The 22,232-nt window shown below is 53.3% G+C and carries 19 protein-coding genes and 1 pseudogene; 8 read left to right on the top strand and 12 right to left on the bottom strand.

Annotated elements, in window-relative coordinates; translation table 11 throughout:
• Nucleotides 1–31: 31 nt before the first annotated feature.
• The 3 genes from pyrH to rpsB all read right to left on the bottom strand — a co-directional run bounded on the left by pyrH (nt 32) and on the right by rpsB (nt 2,744).
• Nucleotides 32–757 (bottom strand): UMP kinase, encoded by a 726-nt coding sequence (gene pyrH, locus JTI85_RS05295; RefSeq protein ID WP_005132114.1) that lies wholly within the window; start codon nt 755–757, stop codon nt 32–34.
• 145 nt (nt 758–902) lie between these two features.
• Nucleotides 903–1,754 (bottom strand): translation elongation factor Ts, encoded by an 852-nt coding sequence (tsf, locus tag JTI85_RS05290; RefSeq protein ID WP_005132116.1) that lies wholly within the window; start codon nt 1,752–1,754, stop codon nt 903–905.
• 264 nt (nt 1,755–2,018) lie between these two features.
• Entirely contained in the window at nt 2,019–2,744 is a 726-nt protein-coding gene (gene rpsB / locus JTI85_RS05285) for a 30S ribosomal protein S2 (RefSeq protein ID WP_005132117.1), read from the bottom strand.
• Between the two features lie 449 nt (nt 2,745–3,193).
• Here rpsB and map point away from each other — a divergent pair, with 449 nt between their 5' ends.
• The 4 genes from map to JTI85_RS05265 all read left to right on the top strand — a co-directional run bounded on the left by map (nt 3,194) and on the right by JTI85_RS05265 (nt 8,251).
• Nucleotides 3,194–3,988 carry a type I methionyl aminopeptidase gene (map, locus tag JTI85_RS05280; protein ID WP_048212648.1) on the top strand — a complete coding sequence of 265 codons (795 nt, stop codon included), beginning with the start codon at nt 3,194–3,196 and terminating at the stop codon, nt 3,986–3,988.
• 238 nt (nt 3,989–4,226) lie between these two features.
• On the top strand, nt 4,227–6,899 hold the full coding sequence (glnD, locus tag JTI85_RS05275) for a bifunctional uridylyltransferase/uridylyl-removing protein GlnD (protein WP_048212649.1): 2,673 nt from the start codon (nt 4,227–4,229) through the stop codon (nt 6,897–6,899).
• A 31-nt stretch (nt 6,900–6,930) separates the two neighbouring features.
• Complete coding sequence (gene dapD, locus JTI85_RS05270; RefSeq protein ID WP_003837532.1) at nt 6,931–7,755, top strand: 2,3,4,5-tetrahydropyridine-2,6-dicarboxylate N-succinyltransferase; 825 nt, start codon at nt 6,931–6,933, stop codon at nt 7,753–7,755.
• Between the two features lie 109 nt (nt 7,756–7,864).
• On the top strand, nt 7,865–8,251 hold the full coding sequence (locus JTI85_RS05265; RefSeq protein ID WP_003018562.1) for a DUF3461 family protein: 387 nt from the start codon (nt 7,865–7,867) through the stop codon (nt 8,249–8,251).
• Nucleotides 8,252–8,338: 87 nt separating this feature from the next.
• Here JTI85_RS05265 and cdaR read toward each other — a convergent pair whose 3' ends face one another.
• From cdaR to dgt, 3 genes are all read right to left on the bottom strand, one after another.
• Nucleotides 8,339–9,496, bottom strand: a complete 1,158-nt coding sequence (gene cdaR / locus JTI85_RS05260) for a DNA-binding transcriptional regulator CdaR (protein ID WP_003018564.1) — start codon at nt 9,494–9,496, stop codon at nt 8,339–8,341.
• 150 nt (nt 9,497–9,646) lie between these two features.
• Nucleotides 9,647–11,080 carry a serine endoprotease DegP gene (degP, locus tag JTI85_RS05255; RefSeq protein ID WP_005132129.1) on the bottom strand — a complete coding sequence of 478 codons (1,434 nt, stop codon included), beginning with the start codon at nt 11,078–11,080 and terminating at the stop codon, nt 9,647–9,649.
• 129 nt (nt 11,081–11,209) lie between these two features.
• Nucleotides 11,210–12,727, bottom strand: a complete 1,518-nt coding sequence (gene dgt / locus JTI85_RS05250) for a dGTPase (protein ID WP_219352220.1) — start codon at nt 12,725–12,727, stop codon at nt 11,210–11,212.
• Nucleotides 12,728–12,810: 83 nt separating this feature from the next.
• Here dgt and mtnN point away from each other — a divergent pair, with 83 nt between their 5' ends.
• Genes mtnN through JTI85_RS05235 form a run of 3 tightly spaced genes read left to right on the top strand, consistent with a single transcriptional unit; the run spans nt 12,811 to nt 14,963 of the window.
• On the top strand, nt 12,811–13,509 hold the full coding sequence (mtnN, locus tag JTI85_RS05245; RefSeq protein ID WP_048212651.1) for a 5'-methylthioadenosine/S-adenosylhomocysteine nucleosidase: 699 nt from the start codon (nt 12,811–12,813) through the stop codon (nt 13,507–13,509).
• A complete protein-coding gene (btuF, locus tag JTI85_RS05240; protein WP_048212652.1) occupies nt 13,502–14,302 on the top strand; it encodes a vitamin B12 ABC transporter substrate-binding protein BtuF in 801 nt (266 codons plus the stop codon). Before mtnN ends, btuF begins: the two co-directional genes overlap by 8 nt.
• Before the next feature lie 37 nt (nt 14,303–14,339).
• Nucleotides 14,340–14,963, top strand: coding sequence for a TRIC cation channel family protein (locus JTI85_RS05235; protein ID WP_101741410.1), 624 nt, complete (start codon nt 14,340–14,342; stop codon nt 14,961–14,963).
• Between the two features lie 119 nt (nt 14,964–15,082).
• Here the strand turns inward: JTI85_RS05235 and erpA are convergent, their stop codons facing one another.
• The 3 genes and pseudogenes from erpA to clcA form a co-directional block, all read right to left on the bottom strand.
• Nucleotides 15,083–15,427 (bottom strand): iron-sulfur cluster insertion protein ErpA, encoded by a 345-nt coding sequence (gene erpA, locus JTI85_RS05230; protein ID WP_003018581.1) that lies wholly within the window; start codon nt 15,425–15,427, stop codon nt 15,083–15,085.
• Nucleotides 15,420–15,485, bottom strand: a pseudogene (gene yadW / locus JTI85_RS05225) (small protein YadW). Before yadW ends, erpA begins: the two are co-directional and overlap by 8 nt.
• A gap of 23 nt (nt 15,486–15,508) precedes the next feature.
• Nucleotides 15,509–16,930 carry a H(+)/Cl(-) exchange transporter ClcA gene (gene clcA / locus JTI85_RS05220; RefSeq protein WP_048212654.1) on the bottom strand — a complete coding sequence of 474 codons (1,422 nt, stop codon included), beginning with the start codon at nt 16,928–16,930 and terminating at the stop codon, nt 15,509–15,511.
• Nucleotides 16,931–17,098: 168 nt separating this feature from the next.
• On the opposite strand from clcA, the gene hemL reads away from it, so the two are divergent.
• Nucleotides 17,099–18,379: a glutamate-1-semialdehyde 2,1-aminomutase gene (hemL, locus tag JTI85_RS05215; protein ID WP_101741409.1), complete on the top strand. Its 1,281-nt coding sequence runs from the start codon at nt 17,099–17,101 to the stop codon at nt 18,377–18,379.
• 90 nt (nt 18,380–18,469) lie between these two features.
• Here hemL and fhuB read toward each other — a convergent pair whose 3' ends face one another.
• Genes fhuB through fhuC form a run of 3 tightly spaced genes read right to left on the bottom strand, consistent with a single transcriptional unit; the run spans nt 18,470 to nt 22,136 of the window.
• Nucleotides 18,470–20,452, bottom strand: a complete 1,983-nt coding sequence (gene fhuB, locus JTI85_RS05210; RefSeq protein ID WP_115600950.1) for a Fe(3+)-hydroxamate ABC transporter permease FhuB — start codon at nt 20,450–20,452, stop codon at nt 18,470–18,472.
• Nucleotides 20,449–21,339 carry a Fe(3+)-hydroxamate ABC transporter substrate-binding protein FhuD gene (fhuD, locus tag JTI85_RS05205; protein ID WP_115600951.1) on the bottom strand — a complete coding sequence of 297 codons (891 nt, stop codon included), beginning with the start codon at nt 21,337–21,339 and terminating at the stop codon, nt 20,449–20,451. Before fhuD ends, fhuB begins: the two co-directional genes overlap by 4 nt.
• A complete protein-coding gene (gene fhuC, locus JTI85_RS05200) occupies nt 21,339–22,136 on the bottom strand; it encodes a Fe3+-hydroxamate ABC transporter ATP-binding protein FhuC (protein WP_048212658.1) in 798 nt (265 codons plus the stop codon). Before fhuC ends, fhuD begins: the two co-directional genes overlap by 1 nt.
• Nucleotides 22,137–22,232 lie beyond the last annotated feature (96 nt).

The raw sequence follows: 22,232 nt of genomic DNA, 5'->3' as shown, positions 1-22,232 counted from the left end.
GAATATTACCTGCATTTAGCCGCAACGGGAATTATTCCGTGATTAACGTGCCTTCTTTTTCACCCATCACAACGCGGCGCAACGCACCCGGTTTGTTCATGTTGAAGACACGAATCGGTAATTTGTGGTCACGAGCCAGCGTGAACGCAGCCAGATCCATCACTTTCAGTTCTTTATCCAGTACTTCAGCATAGGTCAACTGTTCGTACATGGTTGCTGTTGGATCTTTAGCTGGGTCGGCGGTAAACACACCATCAACTTTAGTGGCTTTAAGAACCACATCCGCTTCAATTTCAATACCACGCAGGCAGGCTGCGGAGTCAGTGGTGAAGAACGGGTTGCCTGTACCAGCGGACAAAATAACCACGCGGTTGTTACGCAACAGGCTGATCGCTTCCGCCCAGCTGTAGTTATCACACACGCCGTTCAGAGGGATAGCGGACATCAGGCGAGCGTTCACATAGGCGCGGTGAAGCGCATCGCGCATCGCCAGACCGTTCATTACGGTGGCTAACATGCCCATGTGGTCGCCCACGACGCGGTTCATCCCTGCTTTCGCCAGACCAGCACCACGGAACAGGTTACCACCACCGATCACTACGCCAACCTGGATTCCCAGCTCGACCAGCTCTTTGATTTCCTGAGCCATACGGTCAAGTATGCTTGCATCAATACCGAAGCCCTCTGAACCTTGCAGAGCTTCGCCACTTAACTTAAGCAGAATACGTTTGTAGACGGGTTTTGCATTGGTAGCCATGTTTCTTTCCTGAGACTGTCAACGAATGAGATGAGTTAATTCCAGCGACATTGTATGTCGCTTTTCAGCCCTGCCACTATAGCGCTTAGCTGAATTTACAAGTCGGGCGCAAAAAGAAGCCGCCCTCAGGCGGCTCCTTTTAAAATTAAGACTGCTTGGACATCGCAGCAACTTCTGCTGCAAAGTCAGTCTCAACTTTCTCGATGCCTTCACCCACTTCGAAGCGGATGAAACCAGTTACGTCAGCGTTGTGCTCTTTCAGCAGCTGAGCAACAGATTTGCTCGGTTCCATAACGAAAGGCTGACCAGTCAGAGAAACTTCGCCGGTGAATTTCTTCATGCGGCCTTCAACCATTTTCTCTGCGATTTCTTTCGGCTTGCCAGACTGCATCGCGATATCCAGCTGAACCTGGTATTCTTTTTCTACTACTTCAGCAGAAACGTCTTCCGGCTTAACGAATTCTGGTTTGCTTGCAGCAATGTGCATTGCCAGCTGTTTAACCAGTTCTTCATCAGCGCCAGTTGCAGCAACCAGAACACCGATACGCGCACCGTGCTGGTAGCTACCCAGTACTTCGCCTTCCAGGGAAGCCACGCGACGGATGTTGATGTTCTCACCGATTTTAGCAACCAGAGCAACACGTTCTTCTTCGAACTGTGCTTTCAGAACTTCAACGTCAGTGATTTTGCCAGCAACGGCAGCGTCCAGTACTTTGTCAGCAAATGCCTGGAAACCAGCATCTTTAGCAACGAAGTCAGTCTGGCAGTTAACTTCCAGAATGAAAGCGATATTGCCGTCGATTTTGGTTTTGATTACGCCGTCAGCAGCAACGTTGCCTGCTTTTTTCGCTGCTTTAATAGCACCGGACTTACGCATGTTTTCGATTGCCAGCTCGATGTCGCCATTAGCTTCAGTCAGTGCTTTTTTGCAATCCATCATGCCTGCGCCAGTACGCTCACGCAGCTCTTTTACCAGGGATGCGGTAATTTCAGCCATTCTAAAATCCTCGGAAGATTTGATCTGCCCGGCATGAAACCGCACAGATTTAAAAGTGAAAAAGGGGGCCATATACAGGCCCCCTAACCAAACGTGATACTACCTGGCCTATATCCGTCATTCTTCAAGCTGCTGGTGCGTTGTTTTCCTTACTCACCCCAGTCACTTACTGACGTAAGCTCCGGGGGATTCGTTGCGTCAACGCCTTCCAGCAACTCGAATTACCTAGGATATATAAGGGGTCGCTCTAACGAGCGTGCCTTATTATTCAGCTTCTACGAAGCTTTCTTCCGCCTGGGAAGCCAGATCCTGAGAACGGCCTTCACGAACGGTAGTAGCTACAGCGCCCAGGTACAGGGTCACAGCACGGATTGCGTCGTCGTTACCCGGGATAACGAAGTCAACACCGTCCGGATCAGAGTTGGTATCAACGATAGCAAATACCGGGATACCCAGGTTGTTTGCTTCTTTGATAGCAATGTGCTCGTGGTCAGCATCGATTACGAACAGAGCGTCCGGCAGGCCGCCCATGTCTTTGATACCGCCCAGGCTGTTTTCCAGTTTCTCAAGCTCACGGGTGCGCATCAGCGCTTCTTTCTTGGTCAGCTTTTCGAAAGTACCGTCCTGAGACTGAGTTTCCAGATCTTTCAGACGTTTGATGGACTGACGAACGGTTTTCCAGTTAGTCAGCATACCGCCCAGCCAGCGATGGTTCACGAAGAACTGGTCGCAGCTGTTAGCAGCGTCTTTCACCGCTTCGCTTGCAGCGCGTTTAGTACCAACGAAAAGGATTTTACCTTTACGAGCAGAGATCTTGTTCAGTTCAGCCAGAGCTTCGTTGAACATCGGTACAGTTTTCTCAAGGTTGATGATGTGAACTTTGTTACGCGCACCGAAGATGAACGGCTTCATTTTCGGGTTCCAGTAACGGGTCTGGTGACCGAAGTGAACACCAGCCTTGAGCATGTCGCGCATGGAAACAGTTGCCATGATTAAAACCTCTATATATAAAAGTTGGGGTTAAGCCTCCACGCATCCCATATTACCGACCCTTAAGGGCACCCCGGAATATGTGTCGATACGTGTGTGTTGTTACACAAAGTGAGATTTGTCGCTCCCGTCCATCGTGTGTAGTCTGCGAATAGAACGGAAGTCCGGCGCGCTTTATACCACAAATACGCCGTCGACACCAATAATTGTTGGTACTGTGTGCTGAATGAACGATGAATTTCGTGTTACAGGAAGGCGGCAAATTTTTGAATCTCCAGGAGCTTACATGTAGTAAGTGACTGGAGTGAAAAAATACAGCCAACGCACCTGTGGCACGAAAGGCGAAGTTTAGAATGATTCTCAATTTGGCAGCATGTATGCGGGACTGATACCATTGGCAGCACTTAAACAATTATTGCCGATATCATCGGCACTGATGGACAGAATTCATGGCTATCTCAATTAAGACTCCTGAAGAAATCGAAAAAATGCGCGTCGCTGGCCGTCTGGCCGCCGATGTACTGGAAATGATCGCACCGTTTGTTAAACCGGGCGTCAGCACCGGCGAGCTGGATCGCATCTGTAACGACTACATCGTGAATGAACAGCAGGCCATTTCCGCATGCCTGGGCTATCACGGTTATCCGAAATCCGTGTGCATCTCTATTAATGAAGTCGTGTGCCACGGGATCCCGGACGATGCCAAGCTCCTGAAAGACGGCGATATCGTCAACATTGACGTCACAGTGATTAAAGACGAATACCACGGCGATACGTCCAAAATGTTTATCGTCGGGAAACCGACCATTCTTGGCGAGCGTCTGTGCCGCGTCACGCAGGAAAGCCTGTACCTGGCGCTGCGCATGGTAAAACCAGGTATTCGCCTGCGTACCCTGGGTGCTGCAATTCAGAAATACGCGGAAGGCGAAGGTTTCTCTGTGGTCCGTGAATACTGCGGTCACGGCATTGGTCGCGGCTTCCATGAAGAACCGCAGGTTCTGCATTATGATGCGGATGACGGCGGTGTGGTACTGCAGCCGGGCATGACCTTCACCGTAGAACCGATGCTGAATGCCGGTGATTACCGTATCCGCACTATGAAAGACGGCTGGACGGTGAAAACCAAAGACCGGAGCTTGTCTGCTCAGTACGAGCATACTATTGTGGTGACGGAAAACGGCTGTGAAATTCTGACGTTACGCACGGATGACACCATCCCGGCGATCATCACACACGGCGAATAATGTTTTGCCTGATGGCGATGCCCCTGCATCTTATCAGGCCTACAAATTGCACCTTTACTCAAAATCATTCGAGTTGCTTCAAGACGGCAAGAGAGTGAATCTCCAGAAGCGTACAAAAGTACGTGACTGGAGTGAACGAGCGCAGCCAACGCAGAAGCAGCTTGAAGGATTAAGAGTAAATCCGTAGGCCGGGTAAGGCGCATTAGCCGCCATCCGGCTTTTTAATGGGTGGCGCATAATGAATACTCTTCCTGAACAGCACGCAAATACTGCCCTCCCCACCCTGCCTGGCCAACCGCAAAACCCAGGGACATGGCCACAGCACGACCTCAACTGCCCCGGCATTAAAGCGCATATCGACGCTTTCCAGCACTGGTTAGGCGAAGCGTTTGACAGCGGGATCTCCGCAGAGCAACTCATTGAGGCCCGCACCGAGTTTATTGACCAGTTACTTCAGCGTCTGTGGATTGAAGCCGGTTTCGGTCAGATTGCCGATCTGGCGCTGGTTGCTGTTGGCGGTTACGGACGCGGCGAACTGCATCCCCTTTCCGATATTGACCTACTGATCCTGAGTCGTAAAAAGCTCCCTGACGCACAGGCCGAAAAAGTCGGCGAGCTGTTAACGCTGCTATGGGACGTGAGGCTAGAGGTTGGGCACAGCGTGCGGACGCTGGAAGAGTGTCTGCTGGAGGGGCTATCGGATTTAACCGTCGCCACCAACCTGATAGAAACACGCCTGCTGATTGGCGACGTGGCGCTGTTTCTGGAGCTACAAAAGCATATTTTTAGCGAAGGTTTCTGGCCGTCCGATAAATTTTACGCTGCCAAAGTGGAAGAACAGAATCAACGCCATCAGCGCTATCACGGCACCAGCTACAACCTGGAGCCGGATATCAAAAGCAGTCCTGGTGGACTGCGCGACATCCACACCCTGCAATGGGTCGCCCGCCGTCATTTTGGTGCCACGTCGCTGGATGAGATGGTCGGCTTCGGCTTCCTGACGCTGGCGGAGCGCGCCGAACTGAATGAATGTTTGCATATTCTGTGGCGCATTCGCTTTGCATTGCATCTGATCGTGAACCGTTACGATAATCGTCTGCTGTTTGATCGACAGCTCAGCGTGGCTCAACGCCTCAATTATGGCGGTGAAGGCAATGAGCCGATCGAGCGGATGATGAAAGACTATTTCCGGGTCACGCGACGAGTGAGTGAACTGAACCACATGCTGCTCCAGCTGTTTGACGAGGCGATCCTCGCCATGCCGGCTGATGAAAAACCGCGCCCAATTGATGACGACTTTCAGTTGCGTGGCACATTGATTGACCTGCGCAATGACGACCTGTTTATCCGCGAGCCCGAGGCTATTTTGCGGATGTTTTACATCATGGTACGCAATAGCGCGATCACCGGAATTTACTCCACCACACTGCGTCATTTGCGTCATGCCCGCCGTCATTTAACTCAACCGCTGTGCTACATTCCGGAAGCGCGCTCGCTATTTCTCAGCATGTTGCGCCATCCGGGTGCAGTGAGTCGCGGCCTGTTGCCAATGCATCGCCACAGCGTGTTATGGGCCTATATGCCGCAGTGGTCACACATTGTCGGTCAAATGCAGTTTGACCTGTTTCATGCTTATACGGTGGATGAGCACACTATCCGCGTAATGCTCAAACTGGAAAGTTTTGCCAGGGAAGAGACTCGCCCGCGCCATCCGCTGTGTGTGGATCTGTGGCCGCGCCTGCGTCAACCGGAACTCATTCTGATTGCTGCGCTGTTCCACGATATCGCCAAAGGACGTGGCGGCGATCACTCTATTCTGGGGGCTCAGGACGTACTCAAGTTCGCCGAATTACACGGACTCAACTCGCGTGAAACAAATCTGGTCATGTGGCTGGTGCGCCAGCATCTGCTAATGTCGGTGACCGCTCAGCGCCGTGATATTCAGGATCCGGAGGTGATCAAGCAATTCGCTGAAGAAGTACAAACGGAACATCGTCTGCGCTTTTTAGTGTGCCTGACCGTCGCAGATATTTGCGCTACTAACGAAACACTGTGGAATAGCTGGAAGCAAAGCCTGTTGCGCGAATTATACTTCGCCACGGAAAAACAGCTGCGTCGTGGGATGCAAAATACACCGGATATGCGCGAGCGTGTGCGCCATCATCAGCTGCAGGCACTGGCGCTACTGCGTATGGACAACATTGATGAAGAAGCGCTGCACCACATCTGGTCGCGCTGTCGCGCCAACTATTTCGTGCGCCACAGCCCAAATCAACTGGCCTGGCATGCGCGTCATCTGCTGCAGCACGATCTCAGTAAACCACTAATTTTACTCAGCCCGCAGGCCACGCGAGGCGGAACGGAGATTTTCATCTGGAGCCCGGACCGCCCTTACCTGTTTGCCGCCGTCTGCGCCGAACTGGACAGGCGTAATCTTAGCGTTCACGATGCACAGATTTTCACCACCCGTGATGGCATGGCGATGGATACGTTCATCGTTCTGGAGCCGGACGGCAGTCCGCTGTCGTCAGACAGGCACGAAGCGATCCGTTTTGGGCTTGAACAAGCCATTACTCAACGCAGTTGGCAACCGCCGCAGCCGCGTCGTCAACCGGCAAAATTACGCCACTTTACCGTCGATACCGAGGTCACTTTTCTTCCGACCCATACCGACCGCAAATCATTCCTTGAGCTTATCGCTCTCGACCAGCCTGGACTGCTGGCGCGGGTCGGGCAGATTTTTGCCGATCTGGGAATTTCGCTGCATGGCGCCCGAATTACAACTATTGGCGAACGAGTAGAAGATTTATTCATAATCGCCACCGCCGACCGGCGTGCCCTTAATAATGAGCTACAGCAGGAAGTACATCAACGGTTGACAGAGGCCCTCAATCCAAACGATAAAGGGTAATGTTTTTATTTATTATGGAAAGAGTTTAACAATGCAGCAGTTACAGAACGTTATTGAGTCCGCTTTCGAGCGCCGTGCCGACATTACTCCGGCAAATGTAGATACCGTAACCCGCGAAGCGGTGAATCAGGTTATTGCTTTACTGGATTCCGGTGCACTGCGCGTCGCAGAAAAGATTGAGGGTCAGTGGGTCACGCATCAGTGGCTGAAAAAGGCGGTCCTGCTCTCTTTCCGTATTAACGATAATCAGGTTATCGAGGGTGCGGAAAGCCGTTACTTCGATAAAGTGCCGATGAAATTCGCCAACTACGACGAAGCACGCTTCCAGAAAGAAGGTTTCCGCGTGGTTCCGCCAGCGGCCGTACGCCAGGGTGCGTTTATCGCCCGTAACACCGTGCTGATGCCGTCTTACGTGAACATCGGCGCTTATGTGGATGAAGGTACGATGGTTGATACCTGGGCGACCGTGGGTTCCTGCGCGCAAATTGGTAAAAACGTTCACCTGTCCGGCGGCGTTGGCATCGGTGGCGTACTGGAGCCGTTACAGGCTAACCCGACCATCATCGAAGACAACTGCTTCATCGGCGCGCGCTCTGAAGTGGTTGAAGGCGTGATCGTCGAAGAAGGCTCTGTTATCTCTATGGGCGTGTACATCGGTCAGAGCACCCGTATTTACGATCGTGAAACAGGCGAAGTGCATTATGGCCGCGTACCGGCGGGCTCTGTTGTCGTTTCCGGCAACCTGCCGTCGAAAGATGGCAAATACAGCCTGTACTGCGCGGTGATCGTGAAGAAAGTCGACGCTAAAACGCGTGGCAAAGTGGGTATCAACGAACTGTTACGTACCATCGACTAACAGCAATTTGAAAAAGCGGGCTTAGCCCGCTTTTTTTACATCTGCGAGTGGCATAAACAAGGCTTTTCGTTAATTATTCAATGGTTATGGTGAGCTTAAGGGTACCGCTATGTATGACAATCTGAAAAGTCTGGGCATTACTAATCCTGAAGAAATCGATCGTTACAGCCTGCGGCAAGAAGCCAACAACGATATCCTGAAAATCTATTTCCAGAAGGATAAAGGCGAGTTTTTTGCCAAGAGCGTGAAGTTCAAATATCCCCGTCAGCGTAAAACGGTTGTCGCCGATGGCGTCGGCCAGGGCTACAAAGAAGTGCAGGAGATCAGTCCAAACCTGCGCTATGTGATCGACGAACTGGATCAGATCTGCCAGCGCGATCGCAGCGAAGTCGATCTTAAACGCAAGATCCTTGATGATTTACGTCATCTGGAAAGCGTCGTGACCAACAAGATCAGCGAAATTGAAGCCGATCTGGAAAAACTGACGCGTAAGTAACCGCATGTGAATGTATTCGTAGGCCGGGTAAGGCGAAGCCGCCCCCCGGCATTTTGCCTGATATGTGTAGTGTCATCAGGCAAGGAATTAATGCTGTTCATCCAGTTGCAACGCCACATACAACAACAGTCGGTCGTCAAAATTCCCCAAATCCAGCCCGGTTAGCTCTGAAATTCGGTTCAGGCGATATTCCAGCGTATTACGGTGGATAAACAACGCTTTTGAGGTCGCCAGCGGCTGAACGTTATGCCGAAACCACGCCGCTAAAGTCCGACGCAGCAAGCCGTTGTTATCCATCGCTTTCAGCCGAACCAGCGGACGCGCCAGCTCGTTGGCCTGCCAGCCGCCGCGCAGGCTGTCCAGCAGCACTGGCAACATTAAATCCTGGTAGAAATAGCTACGGCTTTCCGGCATGCGCTGCTTGCCGACCATCATGGTTGTACGTGCGGTGCGATACGAACGGGCAATGCTGCCCGGCCCGGTAAAATAGTTGCCCAGCGATACGCGAAAGCGTAGTTGTCCGTTCTCTTTCATACGGGCGATCAACTGTTCAACACGCTTGCGGTGATCTTCCGCGTCCCAGCGACCAAACTGATTGAGCGCCGGTTTCAGCACCACCATCTCGGTCAGGGAAACAATCGCAATCAGATTATTACGTTCAGGCGTAGTCAACGCGTTCTGCAATTGCTGTAGCTCCGCCATCGCGCTGTCAACGCCAAGCTGGCCACTATCAACCTCTACCACTGCCACCACGCGCGGCTGGTTCAAATCAATGCCTAAACGTTGCGCCCACTCCATCAGCGCCGGGGTATTCTCTTCCGCCTGAATCAGGTTCATCACCAGTTCTTCGCGCAGACGACTGTCCTGCGCTAACAGATGCATCAGGCGCGACTGCTCCAGCATCATTTCGGCTGTCATGCACACCAGCTCGCCGTATTTACGCAGATGTTCCGGTTCACCGGTAAGGCCGATAACGCCAACGATTTCGCCTTCGAGCCGCAACGGCAGGTTTATCCCCTGACGCACGCCGTGCAAATGCCTCGCCACTGCATCGTCAATGTCCACCACCCGGCCCTGCGAAAGTACCAACAGCGCACCTTCGTGCAATTCACCAATGCGTTCGCGATCGCCACTGCCGATTATCCGCCCACGGGCATCCATTACGTTGATATTGGTATCAATGATGCGCATGGTTCGCGCCACGATATCCTGCGCCATTTTGGTATCAAGGTGCCAGCCAGCCATAAACCCCTCCTGTGAGCAGAGCTCAAGCATAGGGAAGATAATAAGCGGCGACATTGTGCAAATGCACAAAGCGGAAGGGAGAAATATGGAGTTGTGGGAGGTATCACAAAAAGAAACCCCTTCCCTGATACAGGAAGGGGTTGAGGGAGATTACTGCATCAACAGATAGATGGAGCTGTCGCCACGCTGAATGTTCAGCGCCAGTACAGCGGGTTTGCTGTCGAGGATTTTGCGCAATTCGGCGATGTTTTTCACCGGCTGCTGATTCGCACCGATAATCACATCCCCTTTCTTCAGGCCGATCTGTGCAGCCGGAGAATTCGGTTTCACGTCGCTTACCACGACACCTTTATCCTGGCCTTTGTTGCTCATGTCGGCACCTTCAATGCCTTTGAAGATAGAGCTGGAATCAACCTGAGTCTGGCTGCTCTGCTGCAATTCCAGGTTCACGGTGACCGGCTTACCGTCGCGCAGCAGGCCAAGGTTAATTTTGCTACCCACTGGCATGGTGCCGACCTGCGCACGCAGGGCAGCGAAGCTGCTGATTGGTTTACCGTTCAGGGAAGTAATCACGTCCCCGGCTTTGATACCGGCTTTCGCTGCAGAAGAGTTCGGCATAACCTGGCTGACGAATGCCCCACGCTGGGCATCCACTTTCATCGCTTTCGCCAGCTCAGAGCTCAGCTCAGTCCCCATAATACCCAGCTCACCGCGTTTAACCTGGCCGAACTCAACCATCTGCGAAGTCAGGTTTTTCACCATGTTGCTTGGGATAGCAAAACCGATCCCGATGTTGCCACCGTCCGGCGCGAGGATCGCGGTGTTAATCCCGATCAACTCACCATTCAGGTTAACCAGCGCACCGCCAGAGTTACCGCGGTTGATCGCCGCATCCGTCTGGATAAAGTTCTCGTAGTTTTCGGCATTCAGGCCACTACGCCCCAGTGCAGAAACGATACCTGATGTCACCGTTTCACCGAGGCCAAACGGGTTACCAATCGCTACAGTGTAATCACCCACGCGCAGCGCATCAGAATCTGCCAGCTTAATTGCCGTCAGGTTTTTCGGATCCTGAATTTGGATCAACGCGATATCAGAGCGCGGATCTTTTCCGACGATTTTTGCGTCAAACTTACGCCCATCGCTCAGTTGAACCTTGATCACCGTGGCATTATCGACCACGTGGTTGTTGGTCACAACATACCCTTTCGCGGCATCAATGATGACGCCAGACCCCAGCGCCATAAATTTCTGCTGCTGGCCACCGCCGTTGTCAGCGCCCGGAGCACCGCCCTGGCAGAACGGTGAGCTCTGGAACGGAGAACCGTCCTGGCAGAACGGAGAGTTATCACCAAAGAACTGCTGGAAATTACGCGGCATACGCGGCGTATTGACCGTCGTGCTCCCCTCGACATTAATACTCACCACCGATGGCATCACTTTTTCGAGCATCGGGGCCAGGCTTGGCATCTGTTGGGCTGTTGTCGCTGAAGACGCTGTCTCAGCCGCCGTTGCAGACAGGGGGGACAACGCCAAACCTAAACTCAGAGCCAGTGCACTCATTGCTAATGTGGTTTTTTTCATGTGTTTCGTTCTCGATTAACAGGTCACGCAAAATTGCTGTATACCTCAGAGTCGTTTTATAGCGCTAAGTTCCAGAATGAAGTTTAAGGAAAAAGTAAAATTTTATTGTCCGTCTTTACAAATGAGTATTTATTGTTCTACCGCCATCAGCCGTCTATATTCATCCCAGGCATACAAGTCAGTCATCCCGCTGATATAATCCTGAATTAAACGGCAGCGGTAATAATATTCCATGACCGGGAACTCGGCACTACCCGGCAATATTTTACTGACCGCCTCAACATAAGCAAGACGATGGCGGGTAGACAACTTTTGAAATAATCGTGATTCGATAGGGAACTGTTTTAATCTTTCGTGTTCAACCAGTCCGCTAAAGTCGGATAATGACATTTTTAGCAGTGGTTGGTAGATTTCCAGAAGCCCACTGATAACCCGATAGCCTTGCAATTCCAGCTGTTCCACATCTGGATGACTAAACACATGTTTTACCGCTACATTTTTATATACCCCTAGCAACTGACTGAAGCTACTGGCATCATCTAATAAAGCGTGATTAAAACTCCCCTCAAAAATTTGCGGCAAATTATCAATAAAACGCTGAGCGGCGTACGGTACCAGCTTATTCAGCGTATTAACGCGTAAATACATAAAGAACTGATCTTCAGTACTGCGGCTTAATGTATTTGAACGAGATTTTTCCCAGGCGTTCTCAACAACCTGACTAAACAGGGAACCTTTTTCATGATGCCCCCACGCCTCATACAGATGGTGGTAAAGCTGCTCGACGCTGAAGATTCTTTTCTCAACAGCATCCTCCAGATCAGCCACACAATAAGAGATATCGTCCGCTGCTTCCATAATCCAGGTTAATGGAAAGCGACTGTAAGGTGCTAAGGATAATTCTTTACGTAACCGCTCAATATACGGTTCCTCGGAAAGGTAATAGCCCGGTTTCTTCATTAAATAGTTATGCGTCGCCGGCGTACCTCCACGCCACCATGCCGGGCGCGTATATTTTAAAATTCCCCCCACCTGCGACCAGGTCAGGTTCATGCGCATCAGAGTATGCACCAGCCGAATGCCCTGCGCATTGCCTTCAAAATGGCACAGGTCCTGACGTACCTTGCGGCGAATATCATTGAGCGACTCTTCACCTTCACGCAAACGTAACGCAGACACCAGGCAGCGATCGTCGCTTAACGGCTGACTTTCAGCGTCAGCCGGATAGAGTCGCTGGCGAAACCAGTCATTAATCGCTGCCTCGCCAAAATGACCAAACGGCGGATTGCCGATGTCATGCATCAGGCAGGACATTTCGACGATGCTTTCAAAGGGACCGGTCAACTCATCCAGGCCGTACTGCTCCAACAGCTTTTGCTCTTTCAGTCGGCTGAGGATCTCTTTGGCGATATAACGCCCTACCTGCTGAACTTCCATCGAGTGCGTCAGGCGCGTACGCACCGCCGCGTTACGCTCCAACGGAAAGACCTGGGTTTTTTGCTGCAGTCGGCGAATAGCCGGAGAATTGATAATGCGTCCACGGTCGCTTTCGAAAATGCGCAGGATCTCATGCTCAGATTTCACGCCCTGCGGTGAACGGTAACGACGATGCCAGTTTATTTTTTTTCGGAAATCGATCTGTGCCATGTCCTCTCCCGCCTGAGAAATGCGCTACCCCTTAAGCGCATGATAGACTATGCCCTCAAATCTGGCTTATCGCGAGTAAATCTATGAAAATCGGCATCATTGGTGCAATGGAAGAAGAAGTTACGCTGCTGCGTGACAAAATCGAAAACCGTCAGACAATCGCTCTTGGCGGTTGTGAAATTTACACCGGCCAACTGAACGGTACTGAGGTTGCGCTACTGAAATCAGGCATCGGTAAAGTAGCTGCGGCGCTCGGCGCTACGCTGCTGCTTGAACGCTGCAAGCCGGACGCCATCATCAATACCGGTTCTGCGGGTGGCCTGGCTTCTACGCTGAAAGTGGGTGATATCGTGGTTTCTGACGAAGCGCGCTATCACGATGCTGACGTCACCGCATTCGGCTATGAATTTGGCCAGCTACCGGGCTGCCCGGCCGGTTTTAAAGCCAACCCGACACTGATTGCTGCGGCGGAATCCTGCATTGCCGAACTCAATCTGAACGCCGTCCGTGGACTGATCGTCAGCGGCGATGCCTTCATTAACGGTTCCGTTGGTCTGGCAAAAATTAAGCATAACTTCCCACAAGCGATTGCCGTTGAGATGGAAGCAACCGCAATTGCGCACGTGTGTCACAACTTTAATGTGCCGTTTGTTGTCGTTCGCGCTATCTCTGACGTCGCCGATCAGCAGTCCCATCTCAGCTTTGACGAGTTCCTGGTCGTTGCCGCGAAACAGTCAAGCCTGATGGTTGAAACGCTGGTGCAGAAACTGGCACATGGCTAAATACATCTCCAGGGCGCTGGTCGCCCTGCTTTTCATTCTTCCGGCGTGGCTTTACGCCGCGCCGCGCGTTATTTCGCTTTCCCCAGCCAACACTGAACTGGCCTTCGCCGCCGGTATTACCCCCGTTGGCGTCAGCAGCTATTCAAACTACCCGCCCGAGGCCAAAAATATTGAAGAGGTCTCAACCTGGCAAGGCATGAATCTGGAACGTATTGTGGCGCTCAAACCCGATTTGGTTATTGCCTGGCGTGGAGGGAATGCTGAGCGACAGGTTAATCAACTGACCGCCCTGGGAATTAAGGTCATCTGGGTCGATGCCGTCACCATCGAGCAGGTCGCAGATGCATTGCGTCAACTTGCGCCATGGAGTCCCAAGCCTGAACAGGCAAAGCAAGCTGCGCAAACCCTGCTTGATGAGTATGCTTTACTAAAGTCTCAGTATGCCAACAAACCTAAAAAACGTGTGTTTCTCCAGTTTGGCGCAAATCCTCTATTTACCAGTGGAAAAGGTTCCATTCAAAACCAGGTTCTTGAGGTATGTGGTGGAGAAAACATCTTTTCCGGCAGCCGGGTTCCATGGCCGCAGGTCAGCCGCGAACAGGTACTGGCAAGAGCCCCTCAGGCAATTGTTGCTACCGGCGGTTCAGGCGAAATTCTTAAAATTGAGCAATACTGGGGAAATCAGCTAAAAATCCCGGTTATTACTCTTGATAGTGACTGGTTTGAACGCGCGAGCCCGCGTATTATCCTCGCCGCAAAACAACTCTGTAATGCGCTTTCACAAGTAAATTAGCGCCTGCCCCCACCAGGTTTATTGTGAGGATGTAAAGATGCTCGTCTATTGGCTGGATATTGTCGGTACCGCGGTATTTGCTATCTCTGGCGTATTGCTTGCCGGAAAACTGCGTATGGACCCCTTCGGCGTTCTGGTCCTGGGCGTGGTAACCGCCGTCGGTGGCGGTACGATCCGTGATATGGCGCTGGATCATGGCCCCGTATTCTGGGTTAAAGATCCCACCGACCTGGTGGTGGCGATGATCACCAGTATGTTGACGATCGTGCTGGTGCGTCAGCCAAGACGCTTGCCGAAATGGATCCTTCCGGTGCTGGATGCCGTTGGCCTGGCGGTGTTCGTGGGTATTGGCGTGAATAAAGCGTTTCTCGCCGGAACCGGACCGTTGGTGGCGATTTGTATGGGAGTGATTACCGGCGTCGGCGGCGGAATTATTCGCGACGTGTTAGCGCGTGAAGTGCCGATGATTTTGCGCACCGAAATCTACGCCACGGCGTGTATTATCGGCGGGATCGTGCATGCGACAGCGTTTTATACCTTTAATGTATCGCTGGAAAACGCCAGTATGATGGGGATGATTGTCACCCTGTTGATTCGGCTTGCCGCCATTCGTTGGCATTTGAAATTGCCGACGTTTGCGCTGGATGATAACGGGCGTTGATGTGACGATGCAAAACATGTAGGCCGGATAAGGCGTTTACGCCGCCATCCGGCACATTGCCCGGTGGCGCTACGCTTACCGGGCCTACACCATCAGACCACCGGTATTGCAGACAGCAATCAGATGCTGAAAGAGGAACCACACCCGCAGGTGCTTTTGGCGTTCGGGTTAGTCACAACGAAGCGAGAACCTTCCAGACCTTCGGTGTAATCAACCGCACCACCTACCAGATACTGCAGGCTCATCGGGTCAACCACCAGACCAACACCTTGTTTCTCAATGGTCATATCACCATCGTTTACCTGATCATCAAAGGTAAAACCGTACTGGAAACCGCTGCAACCACCGCCGGTGATATACACGCGTAATTTCAGATTTGGGTTATCTTCATCTGCGATCAGGCTTTTTACTTTATTGGCTGCTGCTTCAGTAAATTGCAGTGGCAGCGCTACGTCATCACTCATATTTTGCTCCAAACGACATTGGCAATTGGGCAAATTATAACCCAATGGTTAAGGCCATTATCTAATACCCTGGTATTTCGTTCAAGTATTCTCGCCCGTGGCGGTACTCTGGCTTTTTGCCGCCTGCTCCGCTTCCTGTTTAGCCAGCGTGCGGGCAAGGATAGTCGAGTATAGCGGTTTTCCACCCATAAACTGGGCTAATAGTGTTGCGCCAAGACAGGTAATAATCATTGGCAAAATGAGCTGATAGTTATCCGTCATTTCCAGCACCAGCACAATGCCCGTTAACGGCGCACGCACTGAAGCGGCCAGCAATGCCCCCATCCCGGCAATAGCAAACGTCCCCGCCTCCAGATGATACTGCGGAAAAGAGGCTGCTGCAGCCATGCCAAATGCAGTTCCCAGCAATGTGCCTAACGCCAGCATTGGGGCAAATATCCCACCAGGCGCGCCGGATGAGAAGCACAGCAGCGTGGTGATAACCCTGGCGATAAAGATAAACAGCAGCAGGCCCACGCTGAAATTGCCCGCAGCGGCAATCGGGATCAGGTTAAATCCACCGCCTGCCGCTTCAGGTTGAATCAAACCGAGGATCCCGCACAGGCCGCCGATCGCACCGCCCATCAGCACCCATTTTTTAATTTCACCACCGTGAAAGCGTTGAAACATATCCTGGGTACGCAACACCATGGTATTGAACAACGGCCCGACGCAACCAAAAATAATCCCGAGGATGAGGTACAACCACAGCGTATTAACCGGCGCATTGGAGAGTTTCCCGACCTCAATAATCGGGGCCTCGCCGTTGAAAATACGAAATACAATGCTCGACATAATCACGCCAGTAAATACGGCTTTGATCGACACGAGGTTATAACGAAACTGTGGTCGCATCTCTTCAATAATGAACAGAATGCCGGCCAAAGGCGCATTAAACGCGGCTGACAGCCCCGCAGCCGCACCGGTTGCCAGTAAGGTGTGCCGCGCTTCGGCGCTACGCATGCGGAAAATATCCAGCACCATGCGCCCGATATTGCCACCAATCTGCACGGTTGGTCCTTCTCGCCCAAGCACCATTCCGGCACCCAGCGTACCCATACCGCCGATAAATTTTACCGGCAGCACACGCCACCAGCGCACCGGGCGGAGCTCTTCCAATGCGCCTTCAATCTCAGGGATCCCCGAACCACCGGCTTCCGGGGCAAATTTACGCACCAGAAAATAACCCACCATCGCCAGCAATGCAGAAAGAATAAACGCCAAAGGCCATACCAGGACGGCGTGGTCAGCAACCTGTGCCAGCGTGCCAATACGCAGATTCTGCACCCAGGTCACGGCTTTCTCAAACGCCACACCCACCAACCCCGTCACTGTCCCAACCACGGCGGCCATAAAGAGGATCGCCAACGGCGTTTTGTCACGATCAAGGAGTCGACGGATCTGATCCCTGCGCCGTAAACGCACAATTTGTTGTGCTTCAAAAGAAGGGGTGTCTGTTTTCATCAGATAATCATTAATTGGTAATACAAATACGGAAACGGCATTCTACTCGCACGTTTCGTGAAAATCCCCTGTAAATCGTATTGTTTCAAATACGCAAAACTTTCATAACCTTCTCTGAATAACTAGAATAGCGGGCATTTACTTTTTCTACGAACCAGGACCCCATCCATGAGTAAGTCTGAAAACCTCTACAGCGCAGCACGCGAACTTATCCCCGGCGGCGTTAACTCCCCCGTTCGCGCCTTTACTGGCGTGGGTGGTACTCCGCTGTTTATTGAAAAAGCTGACGGCGCATATCTGTATGATGTCGATGGTAAAGCCTATATCGATTATGTCGGCTCCTGGGGGCCGATGGTGCTGGGTCACAACCACCCGGCAATTCGCAATGCCGTGATTGAAGCGGCAGAGCGCGGTTTAAGCTTCGGCGCGCCGACCGAAATGGAAGTAAAAATGGCGGCGCTGGTCACTGAGTTAGTGCCAACCATGGATATGGTACGTATGGTGAACTCCGGTACCGAAGCCACAATGAGCGCGATCCGTCTGGCGCGCGGTTTCACCGGTCGCGATAAGATCATCAAATTTGAAGGCTGCTACCACGGTCATGCCGACTGTCTGCTGGTCAAAGCCGGTTCCGGCGCGTTAACGCTGGGTCAGCCTAACTCCCCGGGGGTTCCGGCAGATTTCGCAAAACATACCCTGACCTGCACCTATAACGATCTTGCCTCAGTACGTGCGGCATTCGAACAGTATCCGCAGGAGATCGCCTGCATCATCGTTGAGCCGGTCGCGGGCAACATGAACTGCATCCCGCCGCTGCCGGAATTCCTGCCAGGCCTGCGTGCGCTGTGCGATGAGTTTGGCGCGCTGTTGATCATCGATGAAGTGATGACCGGTTTCCGCGTGGCGCTGGCCGGTGCGCAGGATTATTACGGCGTTGTACCGGACCTGACTTGTCTTGGCAAAATCATCGGCGGCGGCATGCCCGTTGGCGCATTCGGTGGCCGTCGCGATGTGATGGACGCACTGGCGCCGACCGGACCGGTTTACCAGGCGGGGACGCTTTCCGGTAATCCAATTGCGATGGCGGCCGGATTCGCCTGTCTGAATGAAGTCGCCCAGCCGGGGATTCATGAGACGTTGAACGAACTGACGACGCGTCTGGCGGAAGGTCTGCTGGAAGCTGCCGAAGAAGCGAATATTCCGCTGGTAGTTAACCATGTCGGCGGGATGTTCGGGATTTTCTTCACCGATGCCGAAACCGTGACCTGCTATCAGGACGTGATGGCCTGCGATGTTGAACGCTTCAAGCGTTTCTTCCACATGATGCTGGATGAAGGCGTTTACCTGGCGCCGTCCGCCTTCGAAGCGGGCTTTATGTCTGTCGCGCACAGCGAAGACGATATCAATAACACCATCGACGCCGCACGCCGGGTGTTTGCGAAATTGTAAGTGATGAATTGCCGGGTGGCGCTTACGCTTACCCGGCCTACATTTGCCCCCGTAGGCCGGATAAAGCATTTATGCCGCCATCCGGCATAATTAACGACTCTGTTTTCTCAGCAGATAGATAAAGTACGGCGCGCCAATAAACGTCGATAGCAGTCCCGCTGGGATCTGATACGGAAACAGCACCATACGCCCACACCAGTCGGCAAACACCAGCAACACTCCTCCCGCCAGCGCCGAAATCAGCATATGCGGCATCGCCCGGCGAAAGCCCATCATACGAGCAATATGCGGCGCCATTAGCCCGACAAAGCTCAACGGTCCAATGGTCATGGTTGCTGTTGCCGTCAGCCCCGCCGCCAACAGCAGTAATCCTACTCGCGACGGCGTGATCGCCATCCCCACTGCCCGCGCCGTATCGCCGCCAAGCGGTAAAATCGTCAGCCAACGACGGCACAGCGGCGTCATTGCCAGCAGGATAACCATTACAATTCCGGTGCGCAGCACCTGTTCGCCCGTCGCGTTATAGGTTGAGCCGGAGATCCAGGTCAACACACCCGCCATGCGCGGATCGCCGCTGGCCTGCAGCATCATCAGCAGCATTGTAAACGCCGTGCTGAGCGCCATCCCTGCCAGCAACATGCGGTGCGGTGAAAAGCCCCCGCGCCCGGCGGCAATCATAATAATAAGCAAGGTGGCTGCCGCCCCGAGGCTCCCGGCCGGCATCAGCCAGCCAAAGGCATTTCCGGGGACCAGAAATAGCATTAACACCACGCCAAATGCCGCCCCGGAACTAATGCCTAATACTTCCGGGCTGGCCATTGGGTTTCCGGTCAGACGCTGAATAATACAACCCGCCACAGCCAGCATTACGCCAGCCACCAGTGCAGCCAGAATACGCGGCCAGCGCCAGGGCATCAACTCATCCAGCATTGCACCACTGGCCCATGTCCAGCCGTGCGCATCGCGACCAAACGCGAGCGCCACAATAACGGTCAGCAGCAATATCGCCCCGCCTGCCAGGGCAAACATCAGTACATTCTGGCGCTCAGCAGCGATGCGGTTACTGGCATTCATATCCGGCGCGCTCATACTTCTAAGGCGCGGCAACAGCCACAGCAGCAATGGCGCGCCAATCAGCGCCGTCACCGAACCAGTGGAGACTTCCATCCATACGCGGGTCAGCCACAGAATAATTTGGTCAGAGAGCCAGAGGATCAATGCCCCAATCAGCGGAGCCAGCATCAGACGCGCCAACAAACGCCGCGCGCCGAGCATTTTCGCCAGCAGCGGTGCAAACAGGCCAATAAAGCCGATAATCCCAACGGCGTTAACCAGTAAGGCGCTGAGAACAATCGCCAGCGACAAGGCCGCCAGGCGCGCCAGCGATAACGCCAGACCGAGGTTACGCGCCACGCCGTCATCCAATCCCATCAGCGTCATCGGGCGCAGTAACAGCAGCGTCAGCATCACGCCGCCCAGCAACTGCGGCCACAGGCGCTGTACGCCGCTCCAGTCGGTTTGGGTTAGCGTACCGCTGCTCCATAAAAACATGCTTTGCAGCTGATCGTGATGGAAGATAACCATCAACTGATTAATTGCCCCGCAGTACAGGCTGACCACCAGCCCGGCAAGGATTAACGTCACCGGAGAAAGACGCTTGCCCCAGGCAACGCCAAACACCAGTGCCCCAACAACACATGCTCCCGCCAGCGCCGCGAATTGCGTGGTCAGCGCACCGGGAATCGCCCATAGCGTGGTGACGGTAATGCCCAACTGCGCACCGGTTGCGACGCCCAGCGTGGTTGGCTCTGCCAGTGGGTTACGCAGCACCTGCTGAAATAAGACGCCGACCAGCCCCAGCCCGGCACCGACCAGCAGTGAAATCGCCAGCCTCGGCAGCAAACTGTAGTGGAAAACCATCTGCTCAATGATATCGATATTCGGTGACCAGATAGCCTGTTGCCACTGGCTACGCGGTAGAGCAGCGGAAAAGTTAAACCAGGTCAGCCAGCAGGCAGCCACAAACAGAACCGCCAGCAGAAGGATCGGGAATAGCGCAATTCGTTTACTCACGCTTTGCCCCCCAGCGCATTATCCAGAATGCGGGCAAAATGCATCGCCGATAGCGTTGCACCATAGAACCAGACGGCGGGAACACGCTGAAAACGTCCGGCGCGAACAAATGGCATCGCCTGCCACAACGGTGTGGACATCAGTGCCTGCATATCCCTGTTGTTACCGTGATCGAAGCACAGCACATCAACATCTTTGTAGGCGGCAAGCCGATCAATTCCTACTGCGGTGCTGCCCCAAAAGTTGGTTTCGCCTTGCCAGGCGTTGCGGATCCCGTACTCATCCAGCACCTCCTGAAACAAGCAGTTAGGCCCAAACACCAGCATATGGCGAGGATCGAGCAGGGTCATCAGCAGTAATGGCCGTGAGCCTCGCTGAACAAAGCGCAGTTTCAGGCTGGCAATCACGTGTTCGTACTGCGCCAGATGACGTTCGGCAGCGGTCTGCAGATTCAGCAACTGCGCCAGTTCTTGCAACGACTGACGCGCAACCGCCAGCGGTTTTTTGCCATCACTGAAGTTAAAGCCACGACCCGGCGCAATACGTGCAAGCTTCTCAGGTGCAGGACCGTAACCTGCCGACCAGACCATAAATGAGGGTTTCATTTCGGTCAGCAGTTCGAGGTTTGGTTCAGTACGTAATCCGACATCAATGACGGAGTCCGGCAGCACGGGTTCGTTGACCCACAGTTTGTAGTTTGGAACATCCGCGACGCCGTAAGGTGCAACACCCAGCGCCAACAGCAGCTCAACCGGAAGCCATTCCAGCGCCACTATACGCTGTGGATCAACCGCCGCCGCACGGGCTGTATTCATTTGCCACAGTAGCGGCGACAACGCCATTGCCGTTAGCAGCCGTCGACGGGAAAGATGAGGTAATCCAATCATTAATAGACAAAACTCACGGGTGCGGCACCGGCCGGATGCGGCAAAATGCCCATCGGGATACCGTAAATCAGTTCCAGGGTTTCACTACGCATCAGTTCCGCGGGCGTTCCCTGGGCAATCATTTCACCGCCGCGCAGCGCGACCAGGTAATCACAGTAGCGGGCCGCCATGTTGATATCATGCAGTACGGCAACCACAGTCAACCCACGCTGTTGGCTCAAGCGATGCACCAGCGCCAGCACGTCAACCTGATGCGCGATATCCAGCGCCGAGGTCGGTTCATCAAGCAGCAGGCAGCGGCTGTCCTGCGCCACCAGCATGGCAATCCACGCACGTTGACGCTCGCCGCCAGACAAGCTATCTACCAGGCGATGCGCCAGCGGCTTTAAGCCGACCAGCGAAATAGCCTCTTCTACTTTCTCTCTGTCAGCCACGCCAAAACGTCCCAGCGCCCCATGCCACGGATAACGACCAATCGCCACCAGCTCACGTACCGTCATCCCTTCGGCCAGCGGTAACTGCTGCGGTAAATAGGCGACCTTACGGGCAAATGCTTTACTGCTCCAGCTCTCCAGCGGCTGCTCATCAAGCAGGATTTCACCTTCTGACGGCGGCTGATGGCGTCCCAGCATTTTCAATAAGGTGGATTTACCGGAGCCGTTGTGGCCGATAAGACCGGTCACTTTACCCACGGGAAAGGTTAACGAGAGAGGATGCAAAAGCGTGCGGCCAGGCACACGGAAGGAGACATTCTTCAACGCAAACGTCGTGTCGGGATGGGATCTGTTTTCCTGCATAGCGGCCAACTTGTAAAACGGGCACGCAAAGCGTGCCCAAAAGAAATTAGAAACGGAAGGTTGCTGTTGCAACGACCTGACGTTCTGCGCCCCAGT

Origin of the sequence: Citrobacter sp. Colony219, assembly GCF_019382635.1 — a bacterium.
GTDB classification, from domain to species: Bacteria; Pseudomonadota; Gammaproteobacteria; order Enterobacterales; family Enterobacteriaceae; genus Citrobacter; species Citrobacter youngae.
The sequence above is the reverse complement of the archived record's forward strand: the minus strand, read 5'-3'. Positions and strand labels throughout refer to the sequence as shown.

Coding starts and splice junctions, on each gene's coding strand:
- pyrH (WP_005132114.1), bottom strand. CDS start 757: ATGGCTACCAATGCAAAACCCGTCTACAAACGTATTCTGCTTAAGTTA.
- tsf (WP_005132116.1), bottom strand. CDS start 1,754: ATGGCTGAAATTACCGCATCCCTGGTAAAAGAGCTGCGTGAGCGTACT.
- rpsB (WP_005132117.1), bottom strand. CDS start 2,744: ATGGCAACTGTTTCCATGCGCGACATGCTCAAGGCTGGTGTTCACTTC.
- map (WP_048212648.1), top strand. CDS start 3,194: ATGGCTATCTCAATTAAGACTCCTGAAGAAATCGAAAAAATGCGCGTC.
- glnD (WP_048212649.1), top strand. CDS start 4,227: ATGAATACTCTTCCTGAACAGCACGCAAATACTGCCCTCCCCACCCTG.
- dapD (WP_003837532.1), top strand. CDS start 6,931: ATGCAGCAGTTACAGAACGTTATTGAGTCCGCTTTCGAGCGCCGTGCC.
- JTI85_RS05265 (WP_003018562.1), top strand. CDS start 7,865: ATGTATGACAATCTGAAAAGTCTGGGCATTACTAATCCTGAAGAAATC.
- cdaR (WP_003018564.1), bottom strand. CDS start 9,496: ATGGCTGGCTGGCACCTTGATACCAAAATGGCGCAGGATATCGTGGCG.
- degP (WP_005132129.1), bottom strand. CDS start 11,080: ATGAAAAAAACCACATTAGCAATGAGTGCACTGGCTCTGAGTTTAGGT.
- dgt (WP_219352220.1), bottom strand. CDS start 12,727: ATGGCACAGATCGATTTCCGAAAAAAAATAAACTGGCATCGTCGTTAC.
- mtnN (WP_048212651.1), top strand. CDS start 12,811: ATGAAAATCGGCATCATTGGTGCAATGGAAGAAGAAGTTACGCTGCTG.
- btuF (WP_048212652.1), top strand. CDS start 13,502: ATGGCTAAATACATCTCCAGGGCGCTGGTCGCCCTGCTTTTCATTCTT.
- JTI85_RS05235 (WP_101741410.1), top strand. CDS start 14,340: ATGCTCGTCTATTGGCTGGATATTGTCGGTACCGCGGTATTTGCTATC.
- erpA (WP_003018581.1), bottom strand. CDS start 15,427: ATGAGTGATGACGTAGCGCTGCCACTGCAATTTACTGAAGCAGCAGCC.
- clcA (WP_048212654.1), bottom strand. CDS start 16,930: ATGAAAACAGACACCCCTTCTTTTGAAGCACAACAAATTGTGCGTTTA.
- hemL (WP_101741409.1), top strand. CDS start 17,099: ATGAGTAAGTCTGAAAACCTCTACAGCGCAGCACGCGAACTTATCCCC.
- fhuD (WP_115600951.1), bottom strand. CDS start 21,339: ATGATTGGATTACCTCATCTTTCCCGTCGACGGCTGCTAACGGCAATG.
- fhuC (WP_048212658.1), bottom strand. CDS start 22,136: ATGCAGGAAAACAGATCCCATCCCGACACGACGTTTGCGTTGAAGAAT.